Annotated in this window: 13 protein-coding genes; 4 read left to right on the forward strand and 9 right to left on the reverse strand. The window is 59.5% G+C overall.

Annotation, left to right across the window (positions count from 1 at the left end):
- Positions 1-68: 68 nt before the first annotated feature.
- The 3 genes from BLW66_RS01900 to BLW66_RS01910 are packed head-to-tail and all read right to left on the reverse strand — an operon-like array spanning position 69 to position 3834.
- Positions 69-1781, reverse strand: coding sequence for a peptide ABC transporter substrate-binding protein (locus BLW66_RS01900; RefSeq protein ID WP_089944150.1), 1713 nt, complete (start codon positions 1779-1781; stop codon positions 69-71).
- 48 nt (positions 1782-1829) lie between these two features.
- Positions 1830-2867, reverse strand: coding sequence for an ABC transporter ATP-binding protein (locus tag BLW66_RS01905; protein ID WP_089944153.1), 1038 nt, complete (start codon positions 2865-2867; stop codon positions 1830-1832).
- Positions 2818-3834 (reverse strand): ABC transporter ATP-binding protein, encoded by a 1017-nt coding sequence (locus tag BLW66_RS01910; protein WP_089944156.1) that lies wholly within the window; start codon positions 3832-3834, stop codon positions 2818-2820. Before BLW66_RS01910 ends, BLW66_RS01905 begins: the two co-directional genes overlap by 50 nt.
- 202 nt (positions 3835-4036) lie before the next feature.
- Here BLW66_RS01910 and argE point away from each other — a divergent pair, with 202 nt between their 5' ends.
- Positions 4037-5188, forward strand: coding sequence for an acetylornithine deacetylase (argE, locus tag BLW66_RS01915; RefSeq protein WP_089944159.1), 1152 nt, complete (start codon positions 4037-4039; stop codon positions 5186-5188).
- Between the two features lie 51 nt (positions 5189-5239).
- Entirely contained in the window at positions 5240-6400 is a 1161-nt protein-coding gene (locus BLW66_RS01920; RefSeq protein ID WP_089944162.1) for a M20 aminoacylase family protein, read from the forward strand.
- Here the strand turns inward: BLW66_RS01920 and BLW66_RS01925 are convergent.
- The 3 genes from BLW66_RS01925 to moaA all read right to left on the reverse strand — a co-directional run bounded on the left by BLW66_RS01925 (position 6389) and on the right by moaA (position 8674).
- Positions 6389-6661 (reverse strand): hypothetical protein, encoded by a 273-nt coding sequence (locus BLW66_RS01925; RefSeq protein WP_089944166.1) that lies wholly within the window; start codon positions 6659-6661, stop codon positions 6389-6391. The genes BLW66_RS01920 and BLW66_RS01925 overlap by 12 nt on opposite strands.
- Before the next feature lie 149 nt (positions 6662-6810).
- Complete coding sequence (locus BLW66_RS01930; RefSeq protein ID WP_089944169.1) at positions 6811-7572, reverse strand: sulfite exporter TauE/SafE family protein; 762 nt, start codon at positions 7570-7572, stop codon at positions 6811-6813.
- A gap of 97 nt (positions 7573-7669) precedes the next feature.
- A complete protein-coding gene (gene moaA / locus BLW66_RS01935) occupies positions 7670-8674 on the reverse strand; it encodes a GTP 3',8-cyclase MoaA (protein ID WP_089944172.1) in 1005 nt (334 codons plus the stop codon).
- Positions 8675-8759: 85 nt separating this feature from the next.
- Here moaA and BLW66_RS01940 point away from each other — a divergent pair, with 85 nt between their 5' ends.
- A complete protein-coding gene (locus BLW66_RS01940) occupies positions 8760-9257 on the forward strand; it encodes a hypothetical protein (protein ID WP_089944175.1) in 498 nt (165 codons plus the stop codon).
- Here the strand turns inward: BLW66_RS01940 and BLW66_RS01945 are convergent.
- Genes BLW66_RS01945 through glmU form a run of 3 tightly spaced genes read right to left on the reverse strand, consistent with a single transcriptional unit; the run spans position 9254 to position 13119 of the window.
- Positions 9254-9940 carry a DNA alkylation repair protein gene (locus tag BLW66_RS01945; RefSeq protein ID WP_089944178.1) on the reverse strand — a complete coding sequence of 229 codons (687 nt, stop codon included), beginning with the start codon at positions 9938-9940 and terminating at the stop codon, positions 9254-9256. The genes BLW66_RS01940 and BLW66_RS01945 overlap by 4 nt on opposite strands.
- Complete coding sequence (gene glmS, locus BLW66_RS01950) at positions 9937-11760, reverse strand: glutamine--fructose-6-phosphate transaminase (isomerizing) (protein WP_089944182.1); 1824 nt, start codon at positions 11758-11760, stop codon at positions 9937-9939. Before glmS ends, BLW66_RS01945 begins: the two co-directional genes overlap by 4 nt.
- On the reverse strand, positions 11761-13119 hold the full coding sequence (gene glmU, locus BLW66_RS01955) for a bifunctional UDP-N-acetylglucosamine diphosphorylase/glucosamine-1-phosphate N-acetyltransferase GlmU (RefSeq protein WP_089945626.1): 1359 nt from the start codon (positions 13117-13119) through the stop codon (positions 11761-11763).
- A gap of 121 nt (positions 13120-13240) precedes the next feature.
- On the opposite strand from glmU, the gene BLW66_RS01960 reads away from it, so the two are divergent.
- Positions 13241-13906, forward strand: a complete 666-nt coding sequence (locus BLW66_RS01960) for an HAD-IA family hydrolase (RefSeq protein WP_089944185.1) — start codon at positions 13241-13243, stop codon at positions 13904-13906.
- Positions 13907-13940: the final 34 nt, after the last annotated feature.

The raw sequence follows: 13940 nt of genomic DNA on the forward strand, positions 1-13940 counted from the left end.
CGGTTCAGGTCTTAAGGAAGGGTGGGGGGAGTGAGGCGGGACTGGCCCGCCTCACAAAGTGTTATGGCTTATTTAACGCGGTACCAGTCGGCCACATTCCAAAGCTCGCTGTCCCATACGTTCAGCTTGACGCCGCCAAGACTATTCGCATGCGCGGACAGACGACCACGGTGCACCAGCGGGATGATGGCACCTTCTTGGACGATCAGATCGTTCAGCTGTTTGCCGATTTCGGCGCGGGCCTCAAGACCGGCAGTGTTGGACAGTTTCTTGTGCAGCGCGTCGTACTCTTCGTTACAGAAGCGGGTGATGTTTTCACCCTGCCACTGGGTCGCGGGCGACGGTGCTTTGTCGCACAGGCCGTTGGCCAGATACGATTGCGGGTCTGTGCCGTTGAACGTGTTGGCGTACATTTCCACGTCTGCGTAGAACTTCTGGAACGTATCAGGCGACGCGGCGTCGCCACCGAAGAACACCGACGAGTCTACATTGCGCAGCTCTGCGGTGATGCCGATTTCCGACCACCACTGTTTGATCAGGGCTTGGAAGTCCTGACGTACGGCGTTGGTGGAGGATTGATAGAGCAAGCTCAGCTCTACGCCGTCTTTATCGCGCGAGCCGTCACCGTTGCTATCGACCCAACCTGCGTCCTCAAGAAGCTTGTTCGCGCCCGCGATGTCTTGCTTATCGCAGGTCATCGAAGTGGAGTTGAACGCATCAGGTGCAGGCACCCAGTTACAGGTGACTTTACCCGCTTTGCCGTAGCCGATTTCGACAAGCAGTGGGCGGTCGATTGCCATGGACATGGCCTTGTAAACCGCAGGGTCGCCCAAGAACGGATGCGGGCGAATGACGGAGCGTTCTTCCGGCCCCAGATCAGGCGAGGGATTGGTTTGGTTCAGCATCAGGCGCTCTACCAACGGGCCGAAGCCTGCCACAGGCTTGCCCTTGCCGCCTTTCTCCATGTTGGCGATGACGTCAGGCGCCAGTTGCAGGTTCCACGCGTAGTCAAACTCGCCGGTTTCCATAACCGCACGGCCAGCAGCCGTCGCGTCGCCGCCACCTTTGAAGGTTACCGTTGCAAAGGCTGGTTTGCCTTCTTCGCGGTAGTTCTCGTTGGCTTCCATAGTGATCACGTCGTTAGGCTTGAACTCAACCACCTTGAACGGGCCGGTGCCGATTGGGTTGAAGTTCTGCTCCGAACAGCTGGATGCAGCTGCGCCCGTGCAGTCCGCGAACTGTGCAGCTTGCAAAATTGGGCTCTCGCCGCCGACGAAGGGGCCGTAAGGGAAGGGGGTCGGCTTGTCGAAGGTGACTTTGACCGTCAGGTCGTCGATTGCTTCTACGTTGGTGACACCCTCAAATTTGGTGATCTGCGCGCAGCCGCCTTCTGGGTTCATGCAGTAGTCTGCCGTGAATTTTACATCAGCGGATGTGAACGGGGTGCCGTCTGACCAGACGATGCCGGGTTTGATCTTCCACGTGATTGTGGTCAGGTCTTCGGAAACGCCGCCGTTATCGGTAGTCGGAATTTCATCCACGAGCCACGGAACCAATTCGCCGGTCTCGCTGTAGCGCGCCAGCGGTTCAACAACCATGGAGCCGGCTTCAACGTCTTTGGTCCCGCCCGACAGGAACGGGTTCATGATGGAGGGGGCTTGCCAATAAATGATCGACACGGCGCCGTCGCGGCCACGTTCACCGGAATGGCCGTCGGCCATTGCCATCGGCACAAAGGCCAGTGAGGCGGCAGCACCTAAGAGGGCTGGTTTCAGTTTCATGTAGTCTCTCCTTGTTGAGCTTATTGTTTTTGGCGCTTTATCAACGCTCTATGTTGTCTGGTTAAAGAGGTGGCAGGCCACAAAGCGGCCGGGCTGAACCTCGCGAAACTCCGGCTCGTCGCGCTTGCAGATATCCATGACGGACGGGCAGCGGGTGCAGAAATTGCACCCCTTAGGCGGGTTCGACGGCGACGGAACATCGCCCGCCAGAATAATCCGCTCGACCTTTTCCTCCACGGACGGATCCGGTTCAGGCACAGCGCTGAGCAACGCCTTGGTGTAGGGATGCAAAGGCTCCGCGTAGATGTCATCGCGCGGGGCCAGCTCTGCGATGCGGCCCAGATACATAACCGCCACGCGGTCCGCGATATGGCGCACCATCGACAGATCGTGCGAGATAAACAGATAGGTCAGCCCAAGCCGTTCTTGCAATTCCTCAAGCAGGTTAACCACCTGCGCCTGAATTGACACGTCGAGGGCCGCAATCGGCTCGTCGCATACGATGAACTTGGGGTTCAGCGCCAAGGCGCGGGCAATACCGATGCGCTGGCGTTGCCCGCCGGAAAACTCATGCGGGTATCTATTGGCAAAATCACGGTTGAGGCCAACTTGGTCCATCAGCTCCAGCACACGCTCGCGGCGCTCCGCAGCGGAGCCAGCGTGATGTTCGCGCAGCGGCTCGCCGATGATCTCCGACACCTTCATGCGCGGGTTCAGCGACGCTTGCGGATCTTGGAAGATCATCTGCATCTGGGTGCGCATCTTGCGCAGCTCCTCAGGGGCTGCGTGCGCAATGTCGCGCCCGTCAATGGTCACCGACCCGCCCGTCACCTCATAGAGACGCAATACGGAACGCCCGACGGTGGATTTCCCGCAACCGGACTCGCCGACCAGCCCAAGGGTTTCCCCCTCGAAGATGTCGAAGGAAATGCCATCAACGGCTTTTACTTCTCCAGTGCGTCGGCGTAGCAAGCCGCCGTAAATCGGGAAGTGCATTTTCAGATTGGAAACGCGGACAAGCGGCTCTTTCGGGGTATCAAGCAACGCGCGGTCCTCCAGCGGTAAAGTCGTAGAAGCAGGCGGCATCGTGGCCAGGACCGGCTGGCGTGCGGCTCGGGTTCTCTGCGTCGCAACGTGCAAAACGGTATTGGCAGCGGTCGCGGAACGGGCAGGCGGTGGGGGCCGCGCCAAGGATGGGCGGCTGGCCGTCAATTACGTTCAACTTGTCGGGGCGCGCGCCGCGCACCGTCGGGATCGTTTCCAGCAGGGCGCGTGTATACGGATGCTGGGGGTTGCCGAAGAGTTCACGGGTCGGGGCTTGTTCAACAACTTGGCCCCCGTACATGACCATAACCCTGTCAGCGATCCCAGCGATAACGCCAAGATCATGCGTGATCCAGATAATCGCCATGCCCAGCTTTTCGCGTAGGTCTTTTACCAGTTCCAGAATTTGCGCCTGAATGGTCACGTCGAGCGCGGTTGTCGGCTCATCGGCGATCAGCACCTTGGGGTCGCACGCAAGGGCGATGGCAATCATGACCCGCTGGCGCATACCGCCGGAAAACTGGTGCGGGTAGTCTTTGAGACGTCTTTGCGCATCGGGGATGCCGACAAGCTCCAGCAACTCAGCGGCGCGAATGCGCGCGTCAGCTTTGCTCAGGCCCATATGCCTGCGCAGTGGCTCCATGATCTGGAAGCCGACGTTGAACACGGGGTTCAGGGAGGTCATCGGGTCTTGAAAGATAAAGCCGATCCGCCCGCCGCGCACTTTGCGCAAGGTTTCCGCATCGGTTGTGAGCAGATCGTTGCCTTCAAAAAGCACCTCCCCGCCACGGATGTCCGCAGGTGGGGAAGGCAGCAGGCCAATCAGCGACATCATCGTCACCGATTTGCCGGAGCCGCTTTCTCCAACGACTCCCAACAACTCTCCCGGACGGACGTCAAAACTGACGTCATTCACGGCATGGACCTCGCCGGAGCGAGTTTTAAATACGGTCTTTAGACCCCGTACATCAAGTACGGGCTGTAGGACTGGCGCGGGCCCGTCTGGCATTCAATACCCCCTGTTGAACGGCACCAGTGTCCCCCGGCGCTCGTCGTAAGTTTATCACCGAAATTTTTCATAGCAACGGTTTTTGTGAAAGAAATGCGCGTTGTCGCGGCATGAGGTGAATTCTTAAGCACAGGTCTTGACGCTGGGACATCGGGGGACCAACCTGCCGATTGATAATCTCTCAAAAATGCAAGGACGGCCCATGGATGCGCGCGCCATTCTCGACAAGCTAGTATCTTTTAAAACAGTCAGTAATGTCAGTAACCTTGACCTTATCGACTGGGTGGAAGACTACCTTAAAGGTCACGGCGTCATCGCAACCCGTGTCTATAATGAAGAGGGAAATAAGGCGTCTCTATACGCCAACGTCGGGCCGGATGTCGCGGGCGGGGTTGTACTTTCTGGGCACACGGATGTCGTTCCTGTCGAGGGCCAGGCGTGGGATACCGACCCGTTCACGGTGGTGGAAAAAGACGGAAAACTCTTCGGGCGCGGTACCTGCGATATGAAGGGATTCGATGCCTTGGCGCTTGCAGCCGTACCTCTCGCATTGGAGCGGGGCGTGAAGCGCCCCTTGCAAATCGCACTCAGCTACGACGAGGAAGTCGGCTGCCTTGGTGCGCCGCCAATGATCGCCGAGATGCGTAAACACTTGCCCGCCGCCAGCGCCGTGGTGGTGGGGGAGCCCTCTATGATGAAGGCTGTTTCAGGTCACAAAGGCGGCTACGGCTGGTGGATCCATGTGCATGGCTTCGAGGTTCATTCCTCCCTGCTGCACACGGGTGTGAACGCGATTATGTATGGCGTGAAACTGATCGAATGGGCCAACCAGATCAACGACGCCAATATCGCTGCGACGCCTTCTCCGATTGCCGCGCAGTTTGATCCGCCATTCACGACGGCCCACACGGGTAAGATCTGGGGTGGCACAGCGCACAACATCACCGCGAAGGATTGTGAATTCGGCATCGACTTCAGGCTGGTACCTGGCGACGACATTGCCACCTACCGCGACGCCTTGTTTGCGCGTGTGGCGGAAGTGGAGGCTGCGATGCAGGCGGTTGTGCCCGAAACACGCATCGAAGTGACTGAGCGTTTTCACGTGCCCCCATTGCAGCCGGAGAACGACGGCGAGGCCGAACGTCTGGTGCGACAACTGACCGGCGACAACGCGACCCATGTTGTCAGTTACGGCACGGAGGCGGGGCAATTCCAAGAGAAAGACTACTCCGCCATCATTTGCGGCCCCGGCGATATCGCGCAAGCCCACCAGCCGAACGAATTCCTTGAGGTCTCCCAATTCGAGGCAGGTCAGGCATTCATGGCAAAGCTGGTGGATCATCTTGCCGAATGAACTTGAGCCTGCCGCATAACCCTACCTACTAACCCGAAAGAGGACTTATCCATGCCTGTTAAAAACCGCTTTGCCGAACTCCTGCCAGAGATCACTGAATGGCGTCGCGACATCCACGAGAACCCAGAAATCCTGTTTGAAACGCACCGCACCTCTGCGCTGGTCGCGGAGAAACTGAAAGCGTTCGGATGCGATGAGGTCGTTGAGGGCATTGGCCGGACGGGGGTTGTTGCCGTTATCAAGGGCAAGTCGAACAAATCCGGCAAGACCATCGGCTTGCGCGCCGACATGGATGCGCTGCCCATCCTTGAGGCCACGGGGTTGGACTATGCCTCCAAAACGCCGGGTGCGATGCATGCTTGTGGACACGATGGTCACACTGCCATGCTGTTGGGCGCTGCCAAATACCTGTCGGAGACGCGCAATTTTGACGGCACTGTCGTCGTGATTTTCCAACCTGCGGAAGAGGGCGGCGGCGGCGGTCGCGAGATGTGTGAAGATGGCCTGATGGACCGCTGGTCGATCGACGAAGTATACGGCATGCACAACTGGCCGGGGAAACCGGTGGGTAGCTTCTCGATCCGCGCGGGCGCGTTTTTTGCGGCAACCGACACATTTGAGGTCACGATGAAGGGGTTGGGCGGCCACGCCGCGAAGCCACATGAGACGGTGGACACAACGGTTATGGCATCTAACGCGGTGCTGGCATTGCAAACCTTGGTGTCGCGCAATGCGGACCCTGTTCAGAACATCGTATGCTCAGTCACGTCCTTCGAGACGGAGAGCAAAGCGTTCAACGTGATCCCTGAGACCGTTACCATCAAGGGCACCGTGCGCACGATGTCGACTGAAATGCGCGACCTTGCGGCGAAACGCGTGCCGGAAATTTGTGAAGGCGTGGCTGCAACCTTCGGTGGGTCCGCCGAGGTGAACTACATGAAGGGGTATCCCGTCATGGTGAACCACGAGGAGCAGACCGAATTCGCAGCCTCCGTCGCGACCAAAGTATCGGGCGCGTGTGAAGAGGCACCGTTGGTGATGGGCGGGGAGGATTTCGCCTACCTTCTGGAAGAGCGCCCGGGCGCATACATCCTTGTCGGCAACGGCGACACCGCCATGGTTCACCACCCAGAGTACAACTTCAACGATGAAGCCATCCCTGCGGGTTGCAGTTGGTGGGCCGAAATTGTGGAGCAACGCCTACCGAGCTGAATGAACGAAGGCGGGGGGAACCCCGCCTTTTTCTGTCGGATGAAGAACAATGATCGGGCGACGCCACGCACGGTAGGCCTGATAGCCGTTGATGCAGCCCAAAAGCAGATTGAATAGGAAGATCGGCATCAACTCTAGCGCGTAGCCATAGGCGATGAACAACAGGTTCGAGCCGAACAGCGCCGCGCGCAACCAGCGGATGTCGTTGGTCGACGCGGATAGCAAAACGAACCCGTAGGCAAGAAATCCTAGGCTGTCCATCAGACAGACCTCCACACAAAAACACAAAGCGGCACGAAAATACGGGTGTGCCTGCCGACTGCTTAGAGCAGCGTTGTGCGTGTGCATATACGCGCAGCGCCCAATTCACGGCCGCCACACGGTTTACTCACGGTAGCGGAGTTTTGCGGCTAGCCAGCAATGAAGACGCGGTAAAAGAAGACGCCGCTCATCACGAAGCCGACCGTGGCCACGATTCCCCGCACCACCGGCATAGGCAGCGCCCGCGAGATCGGGGCACCAGCATAGCCGCCAGCGGTGGTTGCGACCATCATCAGCAAGCCCGCTTTCCACTCAATGATACCCGCGCTTGCGAAAATGGCGACAGAGATCAGGGACAAGATGAAGCTCATGGCGGTTTTTAGGCCGTTCATTTGGTGGATATTGGTCATGCCCCACAGCGAGAACAGCGCCAGCAATATAATGCCCAACCCGCCGTTGAAGTAGCCCCCGTAGGTGGAGACGATGAACATGCTGACAAACCCGTATGGCGTGACAGATTGCGACCGTTTGGCCGCCCACGCGCGAACCTGTGCGCCGAACAAGAAGATCAGTGTGGCGAGGAGCAACAGGAATGGGACCAGTGCAGAGAATGCTTGGTCGGACGACACCAGCAGCAGGCATGACCCGAACGCGCCGCCCAGAAGGCCAATGCCAATGAGGCGCAAAAGTTGTTTTCGGTCAAAAGCCATGACCTCTTGGCGAAAGCCCAACGCGCCGCCCAGATAGCCCGGAAGGGCCGCGAAGGTGGATGTGGCATTCGCAATAACCGGCGGGATGCCCACGAACACAAGGGCGGGAAATGTCAGGAACGTACCGCCGCCCGCGATTGTGTTTAACACGCCCGCACCGAAGGCGGCTGAGAGCAGCAGCAAAATTTCAAAGAAGGTCATAAAGGTCCGATGCCAGTGATGCGGTTGCCACCTATGTGGCATATGCATCCTGCGCAGGCCAGCGGGGCTTGCGCAGGCTGATCAAAAGGAGGCCTCGTTAGCCGCCGGTATGGCTCATGTGTCGCGTCATCTGGCCGCCCAACTCTTGGCGGGAGTAATCAAAGTCATGACCCTTGGGTTTCAGGCCGATCGCAGCGCGAATGGCGTCCTCCAGCGGTCCGTCACTTTCCGACGCCCGAAGTGGGCCGCGCAGGTCGGATTTCCCTTCCTGTCCCAAGCAAGTGTAGATTTCACCCGTACAGGTGATGCGCACACGGTTGCAGCTTTCGCAAAAGTTGTGGGACAGCGGCGTGATCAGGCCGATTTTTTGGCCGGTTTCTTCCAGCCGCATATAGCGTGCGGGCCCGCCGGTGCGGTCGGGTAGGTCTGTCAGGGTGAATTCTTCCGCCAAACTGGCGCGCAGATCGTCCAGCGACCAAAACTGACCGATGCGGTTTTCATTGCCGATGTCGCCCATGGGCATGACTTCGATAAACGTCAAATCCATGCCCAGATCGGCGCACCACGCGGCGATGTCGAACAACTCGTCTTCGTTGAAGTCCTTCAACGCCACCGCGTTGATTTTCACCTTCAGTCCAGCCTTCAAGGCTGCGTCGACGCCGCGCAAAACCTGCGGCAGGCGGCCCCAACGGGTGATCTCGGCGAATTTCTTCTCGTTCAACGTGTCGAGGGATATGTTCACGCGGCGCACACCAGCGGCGTATAGGTCAGCTGCGTATTTTTCCAACTGAGAGCCGTTCGTGGTCAACGTCAGCTCTTTCAACGCGCCGCTGTCGAGGTGACGGCGCATGCCCTCGAAAAATCCCATGATACCACGTCGCACCAACGGTTCGCCGCCGGTGATGCGAAGCTTTTCGACGCCCATACCGATGAACGCCGTGCACATGCGGTCCAGCTCCTCCAGTGTCAGCAACTCTTTCTTCGGCAAAAACTGCATGTTTTCAGACATGCAATACACGCAGCGAAAGTCGCAGCGGTCCGTAACGGACAGGCGAAGGTAAGTGATGGCACGGTGGAACGGGTCGACGAGAGGTGTTTTCATTCTCTCAAGGTAGTGTGCGCGGCAAGCCGCGACAACCCAACTAAGGTCGTTGATGAAGTGTTTCGGAGCAGTTAACCTATCGCCTATGAAACAACACATCCTTCCCATAGTCGTCCTCTTCACGCTATCCGCGTGTGGTGGCCAGTTCTCCAACCCTCTTGGCGGGTCTCAGACCACACCGGCGGGGGCAGGCGGGGACAGCGTGCCAGCCGCGAAGCCCGTGGCACGGCCTACGGAAACAGGTGTGGTCGGCGGCGTTGGACGTACCGCGGCTTCCTTGGATAAAACAACGGCGGCGGAAAAATCCGCAGCGACGGCAGCTCCTGCGGGCGGTGGCGCGGTGCTGGGCACAACGGTCGCCACATTGGGCGATCCTACGGAGCAAGGGTTCTGGCTGCGGACCCCCTTGGTTAAGGCCGAGACCCAAGGCTCGGTCAAGACCACTGGCGGCGCTGTGGTGCAGGTGAAACTGATCCCGATTGAGGGCGAAGCATCCGCAGGCAGCCGGATTTCTCTGGCTGCAATGCGGGCGCTAAACCTCAGCTTGACTGATCTCGCGACGTTGACTGTCTCGAAAAGTTAAGACTGGCGCTTCATCATTTGCGCAGCCTCGCGGCGGGCAGAGCGGGTCATCCGCTCGCCGTGCTCCTCCAAGAACGCCTGAACGCGCGGTACATCGTGGCGCGACAAATCCCGCAGCCACCACGCGATGGCGCGCTGTATCAGCGGGTCGTGGTCTTCCGCGAGTAGGGCAGCCCAGCCTAAAACGCGGTCGCGGACGGCCTCATCCTCCAGCTTGGACTTGTTCTGTTTGGTCCACGGTTGGGTGAACGCAAGGGCCGCACGGCGGGTCCAGACGTGCTCCGACGCGATCCAATCATCCATTTCATCCAGCCGCGACGTGTCCCATACGACCCGCTTGCCGCCAGCGTTGGCAACGTGATCGGCGATGGCGGTCTCGTCCAGATCAGCCAGCCATGACACCAGTAAAGCCCATGCGCCCGCATCATCCGGACGCAGGCGGGCCTGCGTTAGAAGTTTCGCGGCACAGATGCGCCCCTCGTGAATGTTGCTCTCCCAAAGCCCCTTAGCGAGCGCCAGACGCGCGTTCAGATCGTCGCCACGCCACTCCTTCGCCAGTTCGTCGAGCTTGGCAGTGGGCACACCCAGATATGGGCGCTCCACGCCGTGATGGGCGGCAAGGCTCTCTGCTTTCGCGGGGTCGGACAGGTTTTCTAGGTGCGCAATCGCGTCTTCTACGTTCATTCTACCGTCACTGACTTGGCTAGGTTGCGAGGTTGGTCGACGTCGGTGCCTTTGGCGACGGCTGTGTGGTATGCCAGAAGCTGCGCCGGAACCGCGTACAGGATCGGGGCAAGAAAGGGGCTGATGGTTGGCATGACGATGGTTTGCCAAACGCCGTCGCTTGCCTCTTTCGCACCCTCGGCATCGGTGATCAAAACGACCTTGCCCCCACGCGCCATCACCTCTTGCATGTTGGAGACGGTCTTATCGAACAGCTCGTCCGTTGGCGCCATGACGACGACCGGCACCGTCTTGTCGATAAGCGCGATGGGGCCGTGTTTTAGTTCACCCGACGCATAACCTTCGGCGTGTATGTAGCTGATTTCTTTCAACTTAAGGGCGCCTTCCAGAGCCAAGGGGAACATTGACCCGCGCCCCAAGAACAGCACGTCTTGGGCCGATGCAATCTTGCCCGCGATGCGCTCGATTGCTTTCTCAAGTGACAGGGATTGGTTCAAAATGCCAGGTAGCAAATTGAGGTCATCCATGTGCTTCGCCATCTCCGCGTCAGAGATGTGGCCGCGTTGATGGCCCGCTTTCAACGCCAAGGCGGCGAGGGCAAGAAGCTGGCAGGTGAATGCTTTGGTCGACGCCACGCCGACCTCGACACCGGCCATGATCGGCAGCGCCAAGTCGCTTTCTCGCGCGATGGAGCTTTCGGGCACGTTCACCACCGACAAGATCATGGCGGCGCGTTCTTTCGCGTAGCGAAGCGCGGCCAGAGTGTCGGCAGTTTCGCCAGACTGGGAGACGAAGAGGGCGTAGGACTTGTCGGACACGACCGGCTTACGGTAGCGGAATTCGGAGGCAATATCGACGTCGACGGGCAGGCCTGCGATTTGCTCAAACCAGTATTTCGCAACTTGGCACGCTAGGTTCGCTGTGCCACAGGCGACCATGGTGATGCGGTCACATTTGGTGAAGTCAATGGTGCCACTGGGCAGCGCGATCCCCTTCGCGTCGTTGGAGCTGTAGGCCTTCAGCGCGTCGGCCAAGACGATTGGCTGCTCCGCGATTTCTTTGGCCATGAAGTGTTTGTGACCAGCCTTTTCAATGCGTGCCTCGTCAAGGGCAAGCGTCTTGATCGCACGGTTCGCGGGTTTGCCGTCCGCATCCACGATTTCGATGCTGGTGCGCGTGAGGAATGCGCTGTCGCCTTCTTCCAGATAGGCCACACGGTTGGTCATCGGGGCGAGGGCAATCGCGTCGGAGCCGACGTACATTTCGCCATCACCGTAGCCGACGGCCAAAGGCGAGCCCTTGCGCGCGGCGATCATCAGGTCGTCTTCACCGTTGAACAAGAAGCACAGCGCAAACGCGCCGTCGAGCAGGGCGATCGTTTTCTCAGCTGCTTCACGTGCCGAGAGACCTTGCTCTAGGAACCGGCGCGCCAACAGCACGATGGTCTCGGTGTCGGTGTCCGTTTCAGCCGCGTAACCATCTTTTGCGAGGTCAGCGCGCAGGTCCTTGAAGTTCTCAATGATGCCGTTGTGGACGACGGCAACGGGGCCAGAGCGGTGCGGGTGCGCGTTGTTGACGGTGGGCGCGCCATGGGTGGCCCAACGGGTGTGGCCGATGCCCGACTTGCCAGCAAGCGGCTCATGAACCAACAGATCCGACAGGTTAATCAGCTTGCCGACTGCGCGACGCCGATCAAGGGCACCGTCATTCACCGTCGCGATACCCGCGCTGTCATAGCCGCGATATTCAAGCCGCTTCAGGGCCTCGACAATGATCGGGGCGACTTCATGAGTTCCAAGAACTCCAACAATTCCACACATTTAAGCGTCCTTCTTCATCTTTTTGGCGCGCAGCATTTGCATCAGCTTGCGTGCGAGGCCTGTCTTATTTGTTTGACGCACGCGCGACAGGGCCAAGTCGCCGTCGGGTACATCTTCAGTCACTACGGTGCCGGAGCCAGTCATGGCCTCTGCGCCAACTTCCACGGGGGCGACCAGCAAGGTGTTCGATCCGATGAACGCACCCGCGCCAATGACCGTGCGGTGCTTGAAAACACCGTCGTAATTGCAGGTAATGGTGCCCGCGCCAACGTTCGCGCCAGCGCCGACATGGGCGTCGCCGACGTAAGAGAGGTGGTTTACCTTCGCGCCTTCGGCCAGCGTAGCGTTTTTGATCTCGACAAAGTTGCCAACCTTGGCACCTTCTTCCAGTTCAGCTCCGGGGCGCAGGCGGGCGAAGGGGCCGACGACAGCGCCTTGCGAAACGTGGCACCCCTCAAGATGGCTGAATGCCTTGATTTCTGCGCCGGACTCAACCGTCACGTCTGGGCCGAAGACCACGTTGGGGCCGATCACAGCGTCGCGTCCCAAAACCGTGTCATAGGCGAAAAATGTGCTTTCGGGCGAGGCGAGCGACACGCCGTCCTCCAGCGCCTCGGTGCGTTTGCGGGCTTGGAACGCGGCTTCAGCAGCGGCCAGTTCCAACCGTGTGTTAATGCCCAGCGTTTCCGCCTCGTCGCAAGTCACGGCTACGGCGGTTAGATCGCGGGCACGGGCGAGGCCAATGATATCGGTCAGGTAGTATTCTTCGCTGGCGTTCTCGTTTTTCACGTCAGCTATCAGCTCAAACATGGTTTGTGCCGCGCACATGACCACGCCTGAGTTGCACAGGGTCATGGCAAGCTGCTCCGGCGTCGCATCTTTCGCCTCAACGATGGCATCAAGGGACGTGCCGTTGATGATCAAGCGGCCATACCGTCCTGGATCCTTCGCGTTAAAGCCCAAAACCACGACGTCTGCGGTTTCACGGGCGTCGACCATGCTTTGCAGGGTTTCGCCTGATACGAAGGGGGTATCGCCGTACAGCACAACGACATCGCCGGTGAAACCGTCCAAGGCCGCGCGGGCTTGGTCAACGGCGTGGGCTGTTCCGTTCTGCTCGGTCTGGCGCACGAAAATGAGTTCGTCGTCATGTTTAGATAGGGTGGTTTCCACCATCTCCGCCCCGTGGCCTGTGACCACAACGCTCTTTTCCGGCTCAAGCGTTGAGGCCGCACGCAGGGCGTGCACCGCCAAGGGGGCCGCGCCGATCTGGTGCAACACCTTTGGGAGGTTGGAGTTCATGCGGCTTCCTTGGCCCGCGGCCAAGAGAACTAATGCGACTGGTTTGCTGCTCACGATAGCTGCCTTTCCCGGTTGCCCGGCCTTTCCTTCTTGTTGGCCCCGTTCTATCCGTATCGGGCTGCGGCGCAAGGTGCGCCTGCGTCACAACAGGTTTCGCCGCGTTACAGGAGGCATTTTTATGCGCACGGTAATATTTGATCTTGATGGAACACTGGCTGATACCAGCGGTGACCTGCTTGCGGCGGCTAATGCGTGCTTTCGAGGGTTGGGCCACGGTGACGTGCTGACGGCCGAAACGGATGCGGGCACGGCGGTGCGCGGGGCGCGGGCTATGCTGAACGCGGGGTTCACGCGGCTGGGCCTGTCCTATGACGACAGTGACGTCGATACGCAGTTCCCGATCCTGCTTGAGGCTTACGGTCAAGACATCTGCACCCACACCACACTCTATCCAGGCGCGCGCGAGGCAATCGCTCGGCTGCGCGACGCAGGCTACAAAGTCGGCATTTGCACGAACAAGCCTGAGGGGCTGGCGGAGCAACTGATGGCAGCGCTGGATTTTCGCGATGCTTTCGACAGTCTTGTGGGCGCGGACACGTTGCCTGTGCGCAAGCCGGATCCAGCGCCGTTCATTGAGGCTGTGCGACGGGCAGGCGGAGACCCTGCGCGGGCCGTGTTGGTCGGCGATACGCAAACCGACCGCGATACCTCCGCCAATGCAGGCGCGCCGTCGATCCTTGTCACGTTCGGGCCGGGGAGTTTTGACGTTGCTGCCCTCAAGCCGGAGGCGTTGATGGACCACTTCGATGACCTTGATGACATCGTTGGGCGCCTCATGGCTTGACTGTATTTCCGCGCCCGCCCAAGCTTCGCGGCGC

The sequence above is a fragment of the Litoreibacter albidus genome, from assembly GCF_900107015.1.
In the GTDB taxonomy this organism is placed as follows: domain Bacteria; phylum Pseudomonadota; class Alphaproteobacteria; order Rhodobacterales; family Rhodobacteraceae; genus Litoreibacter; species Litoreibacter albidus.